Origin of the sequence: Pseudomonas sp. NPDC088444, assembly GCF_044900175.1 — a bacterium.
Taxonomy (GTDB): Bacteria; Pseudomonadota; Gammaproteobacteria; order Pseudomonadales; family Pseudomonadaceae; genus Aquipseudomonas.
In genome coordinates this window covers 306,072-321,766 of record NZ_JBJDNK010000001.1, presented here as the reverse complement: position 1 = coordinate 321,766, position 15,695 = coordinate 306,072, and the positions used below count along the sequence as shown (strand labels likewise).

At 60.0% G+C, this 15,695-nt stretch carries 14 protein-coding genes; 6 read left to right on the top strand and 8 right to left on the bottom strand.

Annotated features, from left to right (window positions below):
* Positions 1-563: 563 nt before the first annotated feature.
* On the bottom strand, positions 564-2,009 hold the full coding sequence (locus ACI2KB_RS01680; protein WP_404630765.1) for a SulP family inorganic anion transporter: 1,446 nt from the start codon (positions 2,007-2,009) through the stop codon (positions 564-566).
* Between the two features lie 335 nt (positions 2,010-2,344).
* Between ACI2KB_RS01680 and ACI2KB_RS01675 the strand changes: the two genes are divergently transcribed.
* Both ACI2KB_RS01675 and zapE read left to right on the top strand, forming a co-directional pair.
* Positions 2,345-3,553: an MFS transporter gene (locus ACI2KB_RS01675; RefSeq protein ID WP_404630763.1), complete on the top strand. Its 1,209-nt coding sequence runs from the start codon at positions 2,345-2,347 to the stop codon at positions 3,551-3,553.
* Positions 3,554-3,563: 10 nt separating this feature from the next.
* The gene (zapE, locus tag ACI2KB_RS01670; RefSeq protein WP_404630761.1) at positions 3,564-4,685 is read left to right on the top strand and encodes a cell division protein ZapE; all 1,122 of its coding nucleotides are present in this window, start codon (positions 3,564-3,566) and stop codon (positions 4,683-4,685) included.
* Positions 4,686-4,832: 147 nt separating this feature from the next.
* On the opposite strand, the gene rarD is transcribed toward zapE, so the two are convergent.
* Positions 4,833-5,717 carry an EamA family transporter RarD gene (rarD, locus tag ACI2KB_RS01665; protein ID WP_404630759.1) on the bottom strand — a complete coding sequence of 295 codons (885 nt, stop codon included), beginning with the start codon at positions 5,715-5,717 and terminating at the stop codon, positions 4,833-4,835.
* A gap of 264 nt (positions 5,718-5,981) precedes the next feature.
* On the opposite strand from rarD, the gene ACI2KB_RS01660 reads away from it, so the two are divergent.
* Positions 5,982-6,623 carry an HD domain-containing protein gene (locus ACI2KB_RS01660; protein WP_404630757.1) on the top strand — a complete coding sequence of 214 codons (642 nt, stop codon included), beginning with the start codon at positions 5,982-5,984 and terminating at the stop codon, positions 6,621-6,623.
* A gap of 348 nt (positions 6,624-6,971) precedes the next feature.
* A complete protein-coding gene (locus tag ACI2KB_RS01655) occupies positions 6,972-8,123 on the top strand; it encodes an MFS transporter (RefSeq protein ID WP_404630755.1) in 1,152 nt (383 codons plus the stop codon).
* A 28-nt stretch (positions 8,124-8,151) separates the two neighbouring features.
* On the opposite strand, the gene ACI2KB_RS01650 is transcribed toward ACI2KB_RS01655, so the two are convergent.
* Positions 8,152-8,589 (bottom strand): carboxymuconolactone decarboxylase family protein, encoded by a 438-nt coding sequence (locus ACI2KB_RS01650; protein WP_404630753.1) that lies wholly within the window; start codon positions 8,587-8,589, stop codon positions 8,152-8,154.
* A gap of 260 nt (positions 8,590-8,849) precedes the next feature.
* Here ACI2KB_RS01650 and ACI2KB_RS01645 point away from each other — a divergent pair, with 260 nt between their 5' ends.
* A complete protein-coding gene (locus tag ACI2KB_RS01645) occupies positions 8,850-9,725 on the top strand; it encodes an alpha/beta fold hydrolase (RefSeq protein ID WP_404630751.1) in 876 nt (291 codons plus the stop codon).
* Positions 9,726-9,771: 46 nt separating this feature from the next.
* Here the strand turns inward: ACI2KB_RS01645 and ACI2KB_RS01640 are convergent, their stop codons facing one another.
* The gene (locus ACI2KB_RS01640; protein WP_404630749.1) at positions 9,772-10,248 is read right to left on the bottom strand and encodes a multidrug/biocide efflux PACE transporter; all 477 of its coding nucleotides are present in this window, start codon (positions 10,246-10,248) and stop codon (positions 9,772-9,774) included.
* Positions 10,249-10,355: 107 nt separating this feature from the next.
* Here ACI2KB_RS01640 and ACI2KB_RS01635 point away from each other — a divergent pair, with 107 nt between their 5' ends.
* The gene (locus tag ACI2KB_RS01635) at positions 10,356-11,243 is read left to right on the top strand and encodes a LysR family transcriptional regulator (protein WP_404630747.1); all 888 of its coding nucleotides are present in this window, start codon (positions 10,356-10,358) and stop codon (positions 11,241-11,243) included.
* Between the two features lie 174 nt (positions 11,244-11,417).
* Here ACI2KB_RS01635 and ACI2KB_RS01630 read toward each other — a convergent pair whose 3' ends face one another.
* From ACI2KB_RS01630 to ACI2KB_RS01615, 4 genes are all read right to left on the bottom strand, one after another.
* Complete coding sequence (locus ACI2KB_RS01630; RefSeq protein ID WP_404630745.1) at positions 11,418-12,344, bottom strand: LysR family transcriptional regulator; 927 nt, start codon at positions 12,342-12,344, stop codon at positions 11,418-11,420.
* Between the two features lie 178 nt (positions 12,345-12,522).
* Complete coding sequence (locus ACI2KB_RS01625; RefSeq protein WP_404630743.1) at positions 12,523-12,741, bottom strand: hypothetical protein; 219 nt, start codon at positions 12,739-12,741, stop codon at positions 12,523-12,525.
* Positions 12,742-12,755: 14 nt separating this feature from the next.
* A complete protein-coding gene (locus ACI2KB_RS01620; protein WP_404631707.1) occupies positions 12,756-14,384 on the bottom strand; it encodes a methyl-accepting chemotaxis protein in 1,629 nt (542 codons plus the stop codon).
* A 162-nt stretch (positions 14,385-14,546) separates the two neighbouring features.
* A complete protein-coding gene (locus tag ACI2KB_RS01615) occupies positions 14,547-15,440 on the bottom strand; it encodes an AraC family transcriptional regulator (RefSeq protein ID WP_404630741.1) in 894 nt (297 codons plus the stop codon).
* Positions 15,441-15,695 lie beyond the last annotated feature (255 nt).

The window sequence follows — 15,695 nt, the reverse complement described above, 5'->3', positions numbered from 1 at the left end:
AGGTAGCGATCCGTCAGTTTGTTCAAGGCAAAGGCGTAAATGCCGATGACGATCAGGCTGCTGATGACCAGCGCGGCCCCCATGCTCAGGGTCAGTTGCCACTGAATACTCTTTCGCCAGACAGGCATAGAAAACTCCGCAAATACGAGCGCACGACCACGATGGAACAGTGCCAGTGGCTCGCACCGAGCAATAAGCGAGCCAGTAAGTTGATCGAGTGGTCAGGTTGTGAGGGTGAAGCACGGCTGTAGGCCCTTGAATAGAAGGGCGTGATCCGTTCGGCGGATTGTCTCAGCGATGTGTCAGAAGATAGTTGTGTACAAGATGTGAGTTGTTTTGTAGCAATTTTTCTCACAGTGCGCGAAAAGGTGGCGAATGGCAGTGAGGATTGCCCTCGATTCTGCCATTCGAATGACGCAGGATTCAGGTGATCTGCAGGGCAGGCGTTTTCCTTGTGGGAGCGAATTCATTCGCGAGGCGGGGTGTCAGGCAATGATGATGTCTGGTGTGCCGACGTCATCGCGAATGAATTCGCTCCCACACGTGTATTGCAGTGCCAGCAATCAGGCGTGCTGCACACCCGCACGCTTCAACAGCTTCTTGCAACGCTCCGACAGGTGCACCACGCGCAGGTGTTTGCCGGCCTTTTGATAGCGCTCGCGCAGGGTTTTCAGCGCCGCAATCGCCGAGTAATCGACAAACCGCAAATGGCGGCAATCGAGGGTCACTTGCTCGGGGTCGTTCAGGTGATCGAACTGATCGAGAAACGGCGTGGTGGAGGCGAAGAACAGCGTCCCGTGAAGTTGATACAGCTTGCTACCGTCGGCTTCGGTATGGGCGTCGGCATACAGCTCGCGGGCCTGTTGCCAGGCGAAGTTCAGTGCGGCGATCAGGATGCCGAACAGCACGGCGGTAGCCAGATCCGTCAGCACCGTGACGATGGTCACCGCGATGATTGCCAGCACGTCGTTCAGCGGCACTTTGCGCAGCACCCGCAGCGCCGCCCAGGCGAAGGTCTGTTGCGCGACCACGAACATTACGCCCACCAGCGCGGCCAGTGGAATGCGCTCGATCAGTGGCGACAGGAACAGCACGAACATCAGGATCATCACCCCGGCCACAATCCCCGACAAACGCCCGCGCCCGCCTGAGCTGAGGTTGATCACGGTCTGGCCGATCATCGCGCAGCCGCCCATGCCGCCACACACGCCCGAGGCAATGTTGGCCACGCCCAGCGCCACGCATTCGCGGTCCGGGTAGCCACGGCTTTCAGTGATTTCGTCGGTGAGGTTCAGGGTCAGCAGGGTTTCCAGCAGGCCGACCAGCGCCATCAGCACGGCGTACGGCGCGACGATGCGCAGGGTCTCCAGATTCCAGGGCACATCAGGTAGTGCGAGGCTCGGTAGGCCGCCGGCGATGTGGGCCATGTCGCCGAGGGTGCGGGTCGGCAGGTCAAGCAGGTAGACCAGAAGGCCCACGCCAAGAATCGCCATCAGCGCAGGCGGCACGGCGCGGGTCAGGCGCGGCAGGAGGTAAACGACCGCCATGGTCAGCGCGACCAGACCCATCATCAGGTACAACGGCGTGCCGCTAAGCCAGTGTTCGCCGGTCTTGAAATGCTCAAGCTGAGCCATCGCGATGACGATGGCCAGGCCGTTGACGAAGCCTAGCATCACCGGGTACGGCACCATCCGCACCAGTTTGCCGAGGCGCAGCACACCGAAGGCGATCATCACCAGCCCGCCGAGCAGCACCGTCGCCAGCAGGTATTGCACGCCGTGTTGCACCACCAGCGCGACGATCACCACGGCCATCGAACCCGCCGCACCCGACACCATGCCGGGCCGCCCACCGAACAGGGCGGTCAGGGTGCAAATGATGAACGCACCGTAAAGCCCCATCAGCGGGTTGAGGTGGGCGACGAGGGCGAAGGCGATGCACTCGGGCACCAGAGCGAAAGAGGTGGTGAGTCCGGCAAGGACATCATCGCGTAAGCGAGCGGGTTTCATGGAGTACCTGAAGAAAGGGAGCGCAAAGGGTGGGGATGTTACGGAATGTGTGACAAACCGGCCACCTGTACACGTGGCATTTGCCAGGTGGTGATCCTATGGGAGTGAGCTTGCTCACGATAACCATGTATCTGTTGGATGATCAGTGACTGACAAAGCTCTTTCGTGAGCAAGCTCACTCCCACAGGCTTTCATCTGCCAGAAGGTTTCATTTTCCTTTAGAGGTGGGCCAGGTTCATCTCGCAAATGAATTTATCTCAGTGTCCAGTCAAGCGGCTTTGTGTAACGATGTTTGGCCAGATTGAACACTGCTCATTGCCAAGGACAGCACACAGATGCTCGCCGCTCTCAGACATTACCCTGCCTCGGTCAACCTCCTGCTGGCGTCGTCGTTGTTTCTGACGTTGGGGCGGGCGATCACCTTGCCGTATCTGGTGATTTACCTGTCCTCCAGCTTCACCCTCGGCATCAGCGACATCGGCATGATCGTCGGCAGTGCTTTGATCGTCGGTTCATTGCTGAGCCTGTACGGCGGCTACCTCACCGACAAACTGTCGAGCTACAAACTGATTTTGGCGTTCACCGGGTTCTTCTTCGTCGGCTTCGTCGGCATGTGCCTGACCGGCAAGCTGTGGCTGTTTTTCCTGTTTCTGGCGTCGTTCAACTTTGCTTATTCGGTGATCGACGTGGTGGTCAAGGCCGCGTTCGGCAAGCTGCTGCCGGTGGCCGAGCAGAGCAAGGTGTTTTCGGTGCGCTACACCCTGATCAACATCGGTTATGCGGTCGGGCCGTTCATTGGTGCGGGGCTGGCGCAGTGGAACATGAAGCTGCCGTTCATGATGTCGGCGGTGTTGGGGCTGGGTTACTTCATCGTTTACGCCATCTACGGCGACCGTAAATTGAGTTCGGCTGACCCGACGAATGCGCCGGTCTCGTTCCTCGCCGTCGGCAGGATTCTGCTCAAGGATTACCGGCTGGTCTGTTTCACCATTGGCGGCGTGCTCAGCGCGGTGGTGTTCGGCCAGTTCACCGCGTACCTCTCGCAGTACCTGGTGACCACCAACACGCCGGAATTTACCTACCAGGTCATCAGTTCGGTGGTGGCGGTCAATGCCGCTGTGGTGATCTGCTTGCAGTATGTCGTTGGCAAACACATCAGCCATCAATACCTGAATCAGTGGCTGACGGCGGGTTTCAGCCTGTTTCTGATGGGCGTGGTGGGGTTTGCGATGTCGAGCACGGTGCTGCACTGGTCGCTGGCCGTGGCGATTTTCACCCTGGGCGAAATCATCGTGTTCCCGGCCGAATACATGTTCATTGACCGCATTGCTCCGACCCACCTGCGCGGCATGTATTACGGCGCGCAAAACCTGTCCAACCTCGGCGGCGCGCTGGGGCCGGTGTTGTGCGGTTTTGCCCTGGCGGCGCAGCCACCGGCGTTCATGTTCTATATGCTGGCGGGCTTCATCGTGGCGGGCGGCTGTTTCTACTTGTTGGGGGCTTCGTACTCGCGACGTCACGATCAATCTTCCAGCACGCGGTGATTTGTTTTCGATGAGTGCGCTTTCTCCATTGCAGGCCTGGCAGCAGGCCGTCGACACCCAGGGTTTTCAGCCAGATGAGGCTCAGCGCCTTGCCGCCGCACAATTGCAGACCTGCTGGCAGGCGTTGAACGACGGAAAGTCTCACACCGTGCTTAAAGGCGTGTATTTGTGGGGCCCGGTCGGGCGTGGCAAGACCTGGCTCATGGACCGGTTTTTCGATGGCTTGCAGGTTCCGGCGCGGCGTCAGCATTTCCATCACTTCATGCGTTGGGTGCATCAGCGGCTGTTCCAGTTGACCGGCGTGCCCAAGCCCCTTGAGGTGGTCGCCCATGAGCTGGCGCAAGAAGTGCGCGTGCTGTGTTTCGACGAGTTGTTCGTCAACGACATCGGCGATGCGGTGATTCTCGGCGGCCTGCTGCGGGCGATGTTCGAAGAGGGCGTGGTGCTGGTTTGCACGTCTAACCAGTTGCCCGAGCAGTTGTATTCCACCGGGCACAACCGCGAGCGTTTCGTCCCGGCAATCACGGCCATCAACCATTACATGACAGTGGTCTCGGTGGACGGTGGCGAAGATCATCGTCTGCACCCCGGTCAGGCGCAGCAGCGCTACTGGGTGACGCCTGAGCAGGGCCGCAGTGCGTTGGTCGAGGTGTTCGAAAGCCTGAGCGAAGGCGAGTCGGTGTCGATCCAGCCGGTGCCGGTGGGGCGTCGTCATTTGCCGGTGGTGCGTTGCAGCAAAACGGTGCTGTGGTGCCGTTACATGGACCTGTGCGAGCAGCCATTTGCCGCGATGGACTTCATCGAGCTGTGCGACCGTTATCGGGTGGTCATGTTGAGTGAGGTGCCTGCCCTGAGCGCGCCGCAACGCGAGGGGCGTATCGCTCGGGGCACTGAAGATGGTGTGGAGCAGGTGACCGCCGGGGACCGGGAGTTGCCGCAGCTGTCACCTTACGATGACGGCGTGCGGCGTTTCATTGCGTTGGTGGACGAGTGCTACGACCGCAAGGTGCCGCTGTACGTCGAAGCGGCGATGCCGATGCAGGATTTGTACACCGAGGGCTACCTGGCGTTCGCCTTTCGCCGGACCTTGAGCCGGTTGCAGGAGATGCAGTTGGCAAGATTTGGGAAGTGATGCACGTGTCTCTGAATGCACACGGCTTGCTCACGAAGGGAATGGCCAGGCGCAGAAAATGTGCTGAATGTACCGACCTCTTCGTGAGCAAGCTCACTCCCACAATGTGGTGTTCATTTAGTCATTGATGTGAGTCGAAAGACCGTATCAAGCACGCATCCTTCGCTTCTGCGCCAGCACATGCTTGGCGCCTTCACCCACCAGCACCATGACCCCCAGCCAGATTGGCAGGTACGTCATCCACTCGTCACGGCCAATGGTTTCGCCCAGCAACAGCGCCACGCCCACCAGCAGCACCGGTTCGACATAACTCAACAGGCCGAACACGCTGAACGCCAACAGGCGGCTGGCCAGAATGTAGCTGACCAACGCCAGCGCACTGATCGCGCCAAGGACCGGGATCAGCAGGTAAAAACGCTGATTGGCTTCGACCACACCCGGATCACCCTTGCAGATGAACAGCACCGCCACCGGCAGGATCATCAGCATGTCCCACCACAGACCGCCGAGATTGTCGGTCTTGAGCTTGCGCCGCAGGATGAAGTACAGCGGATAACCCAGGCACACCAGCAGGGTTTCCCAGGAAAACGTCCCCAGCCGCCACAGCTCGTTGCCCACGCCGACCCCTGCACAACACGCGGCAATCTTTTGCAGATGAGACAGCCGTTCGCCATAGACCACGCGCCCGGTGAGGATCATGGTCAGCGGCAGCAGGAAGTAGCCCAGCGACACCTCCAGGCTGCGCCCATGCAGCGGCGCCCACAGGAACAGCCACAATTGAACACCCATCAGCGATGCCGACAGGGCAATCGCGCCCAGCAGGGCAGGGGTTTGACGGATACGCGCGCCCATGGCCCTGACCAGTTTCCAGTCGCCGCTGGACAGCATGAAGATCGTCACGCAGGGCAGGGTCAGCAACATCCGCCAACCAAATATTTCTTCTCCACTCAAAGGTTTCAGCAATGAGGTGTAGTAGTACATGACCGCGAAGAGGCAGGAGGCCATGACCGATAACGCAACACCCTTGTACACAGGGGCTCCTTGGTTCGGTTCAATCGATAGGGTTTGGATGACTTCCGGTGCAAGGCTCTAATGGCCCGCTTGCAGGAAGCCCGCGCAGTTTATCCGAAGCCCCGGGCGGCGTTCGCTCGCATTCTGGTAAACATCACTGCGGCTGGCAGTAAACGATGCACGTTTGGCAGAGAACGAGACCGCGCGCCGATTGAGGCCAAAACCGCTGTCCCTCACACTTTTCCTCAACGCGCCACACCGACGCGACTTATCGAGGAATACGCCATGACCCAAGAAATCGCCGGTATCAAAATCCCTGACAGCGCCCTGGCTCGCGCAACCACCGAATACATCCGTGATGAAGAAGACGATCTGCTCTTCAACCACTCCCGCCGCGTGTTCCTGTGGGGCGCGTTGACCGGCGAGCGTAAAGGTCTGAAATACGACGCCGAGCAACTGTACGTCGGCGCCATGTTCCACGATCTGGGTCTGGTGAAGAAGCACAGCAGCCCGGACCTGCGCTTCGAAGTCGACGGTGCCAACGCGGCTGCCGCGTTCGCCAAGCCGTTCGGCCTGTCGGAAGGTGACCTTGAGCAGATCTGGTTGTCGATTGCGCTGCATACCACGCCGGGCGTTCCCGAGCACCTGCGTCCCAACGTGGCGCTGGTGACCGCAGGCGTCGAGATGGACGTGCTGGGAATCAACTACGACAAGTTCAGCGATCAGCAGCGTGAAGTCGTGACCCACGCTCACCCACGTGGCGAGGAATTCAAAGAGTGCATTCTCTGCGCCTTCGCTAACGGTTTCCGCCACAAGCCGGACACCACCTTCGGCACCGTGAACGCCGACGTGCTGGTGGATGAAGATCCTAAGTTCAAGCCGCTGAACTTTGTGGAGATCATCCGTAAGTCGCCGTGGAAGGCGTAAATACGACTGCTTTACCCTTGTGGGAGAGTCTATGTTGGCTGGTCAACACCATTCGCCACCAAGGCGGCTCCCACAGTGATTGCGTCGAATTCAAATCTTGTATTCAACGCTGACACTGTGGGAGCCGGCTTGCTGGCGAATGCGTCAGGTCAGAGACGTCGATGTTGCTGACCCTCCGTTTTCGCCACCAAGGCGGCTCCCACAACTCCAGGATCGACACTCATGTTGAGGCGCTCCTGACGCCATTCCCCTCAACATCCCCACTTCGGCATCCCGCCACCTTTTGTTAGGCTTTCTTTATTGTGTGTCGGCCCATGACGGGCAGGCGTGTACCTAAAGGGAGCGGCAATGACCTCCATTGGCACTGCAACGCCGGTCGTGCCAGGTCGGCTGGAACAGTTCTCCACCCGTGTGGCGTTTTTCATCGCCGGTTTCAGTATTTCCGCCTGGGCGCCCATGGTGCCTTATGCCAAAGCCCGTCTTGGGCTGGATGACGCCAGCCTCGGCCTGTTGCTGTTGTGTCTGGGCATCGGTTCGATTCTCTCCATGCCATTGGCCGGTGCGATGACAGTGCGCTGGGGCTGTCGGCGCATCATCATCTGGGTCAGTTGCCTCACCTGCCTGTGCCTTCCGCTTTTGGCCACGCTGTCGAGTCTGCCGATGATGGTCGCGACGCTGTTTGTGTTCGGGGCCAGCATGGGGGTGTTGGACTGCGTCATCAATTTCCAGGCGATCATCGTCGAGCGCGCCAGCGGCAAGACCATGATGTCGGGCTTTCATGGCCTGTTCAGCTGCGGCGGGATTGCCGGAGCGGCGGGCGTTTCGGCGTTGCTGAGCGTGGGTGTCTGGCCGTGGTTGACGATGGTGATCGTCGCACTGCTGATCGGCTTTGCACTTTATAGAGCCGCGCCGAATCTGATCGCGTATGGCAGTGAGTCGGGCGGTCCGGTGTTCGCGGTGCCGCAAGGTGTGGTGCTGTTCATCGGCTTATTGTGCTTTACCGTATTTCTCACCGAAGGCGCGATGCTGGACTGGAGCGCCGTGTTCCTCAGTGCGCAGCGCGGTGTCGAGGCGTCCTATGCCGGGTTTGGCTACGCGGTGTTCGCGCTGGCCATGACCATCGGCCGGGTGTGGGGCGACCCTGTGGTACGACGGCTGGGCGCGCACAAGATTATCCTGTTTGGAGGGGCGTGCGCGGCAGCGGGCATGGCGATTGCCACCTTGATTCCGTATTGGCAGGTGGCACTGTGCGGCTATGCGTTGATCGGCATCGGTTGTTCGAACATCGTCCCGGTGTTCTACAGCGCGGTGGGACGGCAGAAGACCATGCCGGAAAACGTCGCGGTCCCGGCCATCACCACGCTGGGTTACATGGGCATTCTCATGGGGCCGGCCGGGATCGGTTTTGTCGCGCATCTGAGCAGCCTGAACGTGGCGTTCATGATCATCACGTTCATGCTGCTGGGGGTGGCGGCTAGCGGGCGTTATCTCAAAGTCTGAGCCGTAACGACTTTTTTTCCGCTGGTCATTATGCGGGGATCATCGCAAAGCCCACACCAAAGCGGTTCCAGGCGTTGATGGTGGCGATGGCCAGGGTGATGTTGGTCACATCGGCTTCGCTGTAGTGTTCCAGCAGCGCCTCGTATTGATCCTGCGGGGCGTGGTGGATCGACAGTTGGGTGAGGCTTTCCACCCAGGCCAGCACGGCCTTTTCCTTGTCCGTGAAGAAGGTGGTTTCGGCCCAGACGCTCAGGGTTTGCAGGCGGGCTTCGGTTTCACCGGCCTTGCGCGCATCGTTGGCGTGCATGTTCACGCAATAGGCGCAGCCGTTGATCTGCGAGGCGCGCAGGCGAATCAGCTCCAGCAGCGAGTTGTCGAGGCCTGACTTGGCCAGTGCGGTTTCCAGACCGACCATGGCTTTGTAGGCTTCTGGCGATTTCTGTGCCCAGGCGATGCGCTTGTTCATGTGTGTCACTCCGTTGGAGAAGGTAGGAAATGTTGTTGGACGTGGCACTACCTTACGACGGGCTGCGCAAGGCCCGAATAGCCAATGGATCGGGATTTCTGGAGACCAATTGCGCCACATCTTCTCCATTGGCCCAAGGCGAGCCAACACGCTTCATGAACGCCGCTGCCACGATTCGCGCCTTGCCGTACAGGCTCACGGCTTTAGGATATGGGCCTGCAATCACCCAGCAATCATCCAACAATCACAAGGACTCACCCATGTTTGCCGGATTCCAGAAAGACCAGCGCCTGGTCAATGGTGTGCAGATCGCCTACCGCATTGGCGGTACAGGGCCGGGCCTGCTGCTGTTGCACGGGCATCCTCAGACCCACGTCATCTGGCACAAGATCGCCGAGCGCCTGAGTCAGCACTTCACGGTGGTGGCGGCGGATTTGCGCGGTTACGGCGACAGCGGCAAACCTCTGGCTACTGAAGACCACTCCAGTTATTCCAAGCGCGAAATGGGCCGTGACATGGTGGCGCTGATGCGTGAACTGGGCCTGTCGACCTTCTCGGTTCTGGCTCACGACCGGGGCGCGCGGGTTGCCCACCGACTGGCGCTGGACCATCCACAGGCCGTCACGCGCATGGCCTTGCTCGACATCGCTCCGACCCTGGCCATGTACAGCCAGACTGACGAGGCGTTTGCCCGGGCCTATTGGCACTGGTTCTTCCTGATCCGCCCGGCGCCGCTGCCGGAGACGTTGCTGGAGGCCAATCCCGAGCAATACCTGCGCAGCGTGATGGGCACTCGTAGCGCCGGGTTGACGCCGTTCACCGATGAAGCCTTCGCCGAGTATGTGCGCTGCGCCAGCCTGCCGGGTGCGGCCCGTGGGGTGTGTGAAGACTACCGCGCCAGCGCCAGCATCGACCTGGAACACGACCGCGCCGACATCGCTGCGGGCCATCATCTGCATGTGCCATTGCTGGTGCTGTGGGGCGCGGAGGGCACGGTGGGTAAATGCTTCGATCCGCTCAAGGAGTGGCAGCAGGTCGCGACCGACGTGCGCGGCAAGGCGCTGCCGGGTGGGCATTATCTGGCGGAGGAAATACCGCAAGAGCTGTTGGCAGAGGTGTTGCCGTTTTTGATGTGAGCCGCCTCTGCGCCGGGCACCGCTCCCGCAGGTATTAGCGGCGTGATCAGCGGTTTGCGCTCGCACACGACATCCGTCGCGCCACCACCCGTTCGCGCACTTTGTCGTACACGATGTTGAACAGCAGGGTGTACGGCAGGAACAACAGCAGCAGGCCGATATCCAGCAAAAACGCTTCCCAGAAGCTGACCGACAGCCACCACGCCGCCAGCGGCACGACGGCGACAACCAGACCGGTTTCGAATGCCATCGAGTGCAATGCCCGCACTTTCAGGCTAAGCGCAAACCCCCACCGCGCACGCAACCGGTCGAAGCCTGCGTTGAAGACCATGTTCCAGAGCATCGCCACGGTGGAGATCATCACCGTCATCGCCCCCATCTTCCCCAATGATTGGCCGAACACCCACGCCAGACCCGGCGCAAACATCAACACACCGATGAGTTCGAACAGCAGCGCATGAAACGCGCGCTCCTTGATGGATTTTGCAGGGACAACCGACTTCGCAGCGTTATGGACAGGCATGATGACATTCACTTTGTTGCGGGCAGGGCTGCATTGTCACTGCGCAGTCGGCTACAGTGAAAATCGATACCATCGGAAAAACCGATGGATGAGCGCAAGGACCTGCCATGAGTTATTCCCCCGAAGCCCTCGAAGCCTTCACCCAGGTGGTGGCTCTGGGTTCTTTCAGTGCGGCGGCGCGTCGGCTGTGCAAGAGCCAGTCGACCATCAGCGAAGCGATTTCCCGGCTGGAAATCGATCTGGGTGTCGAGCTGTTCGATCGCTCCTCCAAGCAACCCACGTTGACTGAAGCGGGCAAGGCGCTGGAAGGTCGGATCGAAGAAGTGCTGGCGTCGTCCGATAAGTTGCGCCGTGCCGCAGGCCGGTTGGTGGAGGGCATCGAGCCGCGCTTGACGTTGGTGCTGTCGGACGCTAACCAGTTCGCCGAATTCGAAGCGCGGATGACCGAGCTCGATCAGCGTTTTCCGGACATCGAGCTGGAGTGCGTGTTTGCCGAACACGGCGATGCCATCAATCTGATCCAGACCGGGCGAGCGACGCTGGGGCTGTTGTCCGCGCAGCCCGGTTATCCGCCGGAGGTGGGTTACGCCACGATCGTCGAGCGGGCGGACTTTGGTCTGTTCGTGGCGCACTGTCATCCGTTGGCCAGCGAAGAGCGGGTGGACTATCGGCAATTGGCCGAGCATCGGGCGTTGCGCCTGAACACCCTCATCGACGAATGCGTGACCACCGATGATCTGCCCGAGGGCGCTCAGCGAACTTGGTCAGCGCCCAATTACCTGTTGCTGATGGACATGGCCGTGTTCGGTTTTGGCTGGTCGGCCTTGCCTCGCTGGCTGGTGCGCGGTTACGCCCAAGGGCGCCTGAAAGAGCTGCAAGTGCCGGGTTGGCCGCGCAGCTCGGCGGTGGACGTGATCTGGTCGCGACAGCGGAGTCTGGGGCCTGCGGCGGCGTGGTTGCTTGACACATTGCTGGAGGGGCGGGGGGATTATTGAATTGACGCCCCGGACTCTGTGCCGACTGCCGATGCGTTGTGGGAGTGAGCTTGCTCACGAAGACTGACTGCCAGGCGCAAAAGATGCTGCGACCAATCATTCCTTTCGTGAGCAAGCTCACTCCCACAGGGGATGGTGGTGGGATTCAATCCCTATAAGGGACGGTAGGCGGATTCAATCCTCACCCGCTTCAAGCACAAACCCCTCCGGCATCTCCCGCGCATACTCACCCACCACCTCCCGCGTCAGGCCGACGATGTCTTCCACCAGCTCCATGCCCGCGCCCGTGCGCCAGCTGGCGACGATGTCCATCATCGGTGGCAGGGGCACGTTTTCGATTCGCGTCAGCACCCCTTGGGCCAGCTCACCGCGCACCAGCGTGACTGGCAATGCACCAATGCCGAAACCGTCTCGCACCAATCGGGTGATCGCCGAGGCCGAATTCACGCAGTTGATGCGCGGCGTGATGATGTCGGCGGTGTGCAGCATGTTGAGGATGTCCTGATGCGGCCGCGAGTTGCGCGAGAAGGTGACGATCCGTTCCTGGGCGATCTCTTCCAGCGTTACGCCTGGCCGGTCGAAGGCGGATCCGGCGGGCACCACCCAATGCAGCGGATAGCGTGCCAGCATGGCGTTACGCACGCTGTCGAAGCGCAGCACGTCGGTCTGGAAAATGATGTCCTGATAACCCTTTTCCAGTTGGGCGCACAGGTTGCTGGCGGTCTCGGCGGTCAGCTCGATTTCCAGATTCGGGTAACACTTCATCAGCCGTGTTACCAGCGGGCTGAGCCAGGTGTGTATCACCGTATCCATGGCGCCGATGCGGATCCGGCCGCGCACTTGTGTGGGATCTTTGATCGCCGCCTTCATGCTTTGCATCGTGTCTAAGATGTGCTCGGCGTATTCCAGCACCCGCACACCCTCGGTGGTCAGCGAGACACCCTTGGAGTCGCGGACGAACAGGCGCACGCCCATTTCGTCTTCCAGCGCGGCGATCCGGCTGGAGATAGAGGCCTGGGTGCTGAACAGTTTTTCCGCCGTGAGCCGGAAGCTTTTCAGCCGCGCGACCCAGACAAAGGTTTCCAGAAACTTGAGGTTCACCGAGCGTTTTCCTTGAGCGATTGAGCGGCGCCGAACGGGACGTGGGCCACAACGCCCACCGCGAACGGCGATCATCAGCCAGGGAAAAAAGCAGGTTGCATGCCAGTGAAACAATGGAAATTCTGATCGAGCGCTACGGTTTTATTTGTTGGACGCCCGATCAAATCCGTGCGAGCGGCTACGTCACCAGGCGTAGCGCAGGTCGAGGGCGCTGCGCCTGATGTTGCTGACGGAGGATGTCCTGCATCCTCAGGTTCAGCGCCTCGGTGGCTCTGAGCAATTGGCGCAGGGCGTCGAGCAGGGTCTTTTGGCCATGGATGTCCAGATCGTGACGCGATCCGGCGATGCTCTCCAACAGGCTGGTCAGGCTTTGGGTCAGTTCGTCGATCGGTTCCATCGCAGCATTCCATGTCATTGGAAGGTAAACCCGTCAAGGCGCTGTTTGAGCGCCACCGCGATTTGTGCCAGTTCTTCGCTCGCCGCCCGGGTCTGGTCGGCGCGCACGGACGACTGCGTGGACAGGTCGCGAATGCGGATGATGCTGCGATCCACGTCCTTGGCCACCAGCGCCTGTTGCTCGCATGCGGTGGCGATCAAGGTATTGCGCTCATCGATGCGGTTCACCGACGTGGTGATGCCCTGCAACGCGGCATTGGCGGACGCTGCCTGTTCCCGTGTCTGGGCGGCCTGGGTTGCACTGTCGGTCAGGGCTGTGACGGTTTCGCGGGTGCCGCTCTGGATGTGGCCGATCATGCGCTCGATGTCCATCGTCGAGGTGCTGGTGCGATGGGCCAGTGAGCGCACCTCATCAGCCACCACGGCAAAGCCGCGACCGGCCTCGCCGGCACGCGCCGCTTCGATGGCCGCGTTGAGCGCCAACAGGTTGGTCTGCTCGGCAACAGAGCGAATCACCTCGAGCACTTTGCTGATTTCGAGCGTGTTGCTCGCCAGCACACCTGCGCGTTCGGAAGCACCGCTGACGCTGCTGTCCAGGCGCGTGATCGCGCCCAGCGTGGCGTTGAGTTCCTCTTGGCCGTCCTGGGCCAGGTGCAACGAACTCCTCGATTCATCGGAAGTGCTCAAGGCATTGCGCGCCACTTCGTCCACCGCTTGACTCATCTCGGTGATGGCGGTGGCGGCCTGCTCGATTTCGCTGTTCTGGGCCAGCAAATCGGTGTGACTGCTGCTGACCAGTGTACTCAGTTCCTCGGCGGCGGCCGAGAGCTGGCCTGCGGCGTGGTAGACACCTGCCAGCGTGCCACTGAGGTTGTCGCGCATGACGATCACCGCCCGCAGCAGTTGAGCGGCCTCGTCCTGTTCCTCGATGTGCTCAGAGGTCGCCCGCAGATCGCCCTGCGCGATATTTTCGGCAAACGTCAGCGCTTGGGAAACGGGCTGAGCGATGCTGCGAGTCAAACTGTGTGCGATGAGCGCTGCACCCAGCGTTACCACAATGATCACCCCCAGCGTGACTTGCAGTGACATCCGGTAAGCCGCAGCGCCCGACTCACTGGCTGCCTGTTGAGAAGCGTCGTTCATACGCTCCAGTTCGCCCAACGCATCATTCATCTGCTGTGCAAGGGTGGTCAGTTCATTTTCAATGAACGCCTGAGCCTGTGCGGTGCGGCCTTGCGCCAGTTCATCATGCACCTTGAGGGCGCCCGCCCGGTATTGATCGAACAGCGTGCCGACACGGTTGAAAATCTGCCCCTCGTGTTCGGTGGAAACCAACGGGCGGTAAGCCTCTTGTGCGGTCTTGAAGTCGCGGATGTCATCCATCAACAGCTGATAATTCTTGGTCAGGGCCGCTTCATTGGTGGACACCAGCAAGCGCAGGGTGCTCAAGCGTGCCTTGGCCACGGCGAGAATGATGTCATCGCCAAAGGCAATGCCCGGCAGGGCATCTTGTTCAATCACCAAACTTGCCTGGCGGATCACTTTGGATTGATACATGGCGAAGGCACCGACCCCGATCAACGCGAGGATGACCAGTGCAAAACACAGTCGAATACGTGTGGCGAATTTGAAGCGTCTGAGCATCATTGAATGTTCATCCCCGGTGAACGGCAAGTCCCGTCCCGGGGTTGTACAGTGTAAGCGGTAGGTTTTAACCGGGGCGTCAGGCCCGGGATAAACGAAAACAGCTCGCGGATAACAATAAGGGCATCAGTGATCCTCGCGAGATGGAACTTGAACGGAGTTTCACTTGGTATCGGCCGGGGTGTTCCCCTGTTCGATCCGATAACTTCCCGGCGACATCGAAAACCATCGCTCGCACGCTTTATTGAAGGCGCTCTGGTTTTTGAATCCGATGCAGTAAGCCACTTGTTTCAGACTCAGGTCGGTATTCAGCAGCAAATGACGGCTGTGTTGCTGACGCACTTCATCGAGCACTTTGTGAAAGCGCTGCCCCTCTTTTTCCAATGCACGGGATAACTGATGCGCCGACATTTCCATGCCTTGAGCCACCTCCTCAAGCGCCAGTGTCTTGCCCTGAATCAAATATTGGAGGATGAGTTGCCTGAGACGCGTGGTGATCACGTCCGCTTGCCATTCTCGTTGGCGCCGCCGCAAGTAATCGTCATGGATCTGCTGCAGTGACGGGTCGAAGGTCGCCACCGGCAGTTCGCCGTCGCAGCGTCGGAAGGTCAGCGATGTGACCGGGGCGGAAAACTTCAGGTTGTTGCCGAACAGTCGCTCCAGTTGGCGCTTGTCGGTGGGTTCGCGGTAGCTGAATTCGGCTTGAATCGGCTCAATACGGGTCTTGGGCGCCAACCAGTGCAGCAGGCCGAGCGTAAGGGCTGCCACCGCGTCGATGAAAGCCCGTGGCAGCGCTGTGTTGCACGGGCTGGTAGACAATCCGGCAATCTTCATCGCGGTCGGGTGAACTTCCAGATACAGGCTGAAGCCGCTTCCGATCAGGGTATGGTACTCGGCGATCCTGGCCAGCGCGTCGTGCAGCGTCGGGCACGACATGATGGCGTAGCCCAAGACGCCCAGATGCCCGGGATGCGCGCTGTGATAGGCCAGCAGACCGATATCTTCGTTACCACTCTGCTGGTGCGCTCGGGTAAAGAATTCTGTGAGCTCATTCATGGGGACATGGGGCGGTGGCGGTAACTCACGCGCCTGCTCCGACGAATGAACTAGATGGTGCTCAACACCTTTTTCGACGTGACAAATAGCGTCGATAAACGCTTGCGCGAAAACCGGAGAGATACTCTGCATGGTCATTCCGTATCGTGATCGGTCGGCCGGTGACGGTGTTGTTATAAGGCCTGGTTTGTTGACTGATTGCTCAGGATTTAAGAAGGAAAGTTGCGTGGTGAATCGGAGGACGTCTTGCGCTCC

Bases quoted from the DNA above. Each gene is read 5' to 3' on its own strand.
- ACI2KB_RS01680 (WP_404630765.1), bottom strand. From the start codon at position 2,009: ATGAAACCCGCTCGCTTACGCGATGATGTCCTTGCCGGACTCACCACC.
- ACI2KB_RS01675 (WP_404630763.1), top strand. From the start codon at position 2,345: ATGCTCGCCGCTCTCAGACATTACCCTGCCTCGGTCAACCTCCTGCTG.
- zapE (WP_404630761.1), top strand. From the start codon at position 3,564: ATGAGTGCGCTTTCTCCATTGCAGGCCTGGCAGCAGGCCGTCGACACC.
- ACI2KB_RS01660 (WP_404630757.1), top strand. From the start codon at position 5,982: ATGACCCAAGAAATCGCCGGTATCAAAATCCCTGACAGCGCCCTGGCT.
- ACI2KB_RS01655 (WP_404630755.1), top strand. From the start codon at position 6,972: ATGACCTCCATTGGCACTGCAACGCCGGTCGTGCCAGGTCGGCTGGAA.
- ACI2KB_RS01650 (WP_404630753.1), bottom strand. From the start codon at position 8,589: ATGAACAAGCGCATCGCCTGGGCACAGAAATCGCCAGAAGCCTACAAA.
- ACI2KB_RS01645 (WP_404630751.1), top strand. From the start codon at position 8,850: ATGTTTGCCGGATTCCAGAAAGACCAGCGCCTGGTCAATGGTGTGCAG.
- ACI2KB_RS01640 (WP_404630749.1), bottom strand. From the start codon at position 10,248: ATGCCTGTCCATAACGCTGCGAAGTCGGTTGTCCCTGCAAAATCCATC.
- ACI2KB_RS01635 (WP_404630747.1), top strand. From the start codon at position 10,356: ATGAGTTATTCCCCCGAAGCCCTCGAAGCCTTCACCCAGGTGGTGGCT.
- ACI2KB_RS01625 (WP_404630743.1), bottom strand. From the start codon at position 12,741: ATGGAACCGATCGACGAACTGACCCAAAGCCTGACCAGCCTGTTGGAG.
- ACI2KB_RS01620 (WP_404631707.1), bottom strand. From the start codon at position 14,384: ATGCTCAGACGCTTCAAATTCGCCACACGTATTCGACTGTGTTTTGCA.
- ACI2KB_RS01615 (WP_404630741.1), bottom strand. From the start codon at position 15,440: ATGAATGAGCTCACAGAATTCTTTACCCGAGCGCACCAGCAGAGTGGT.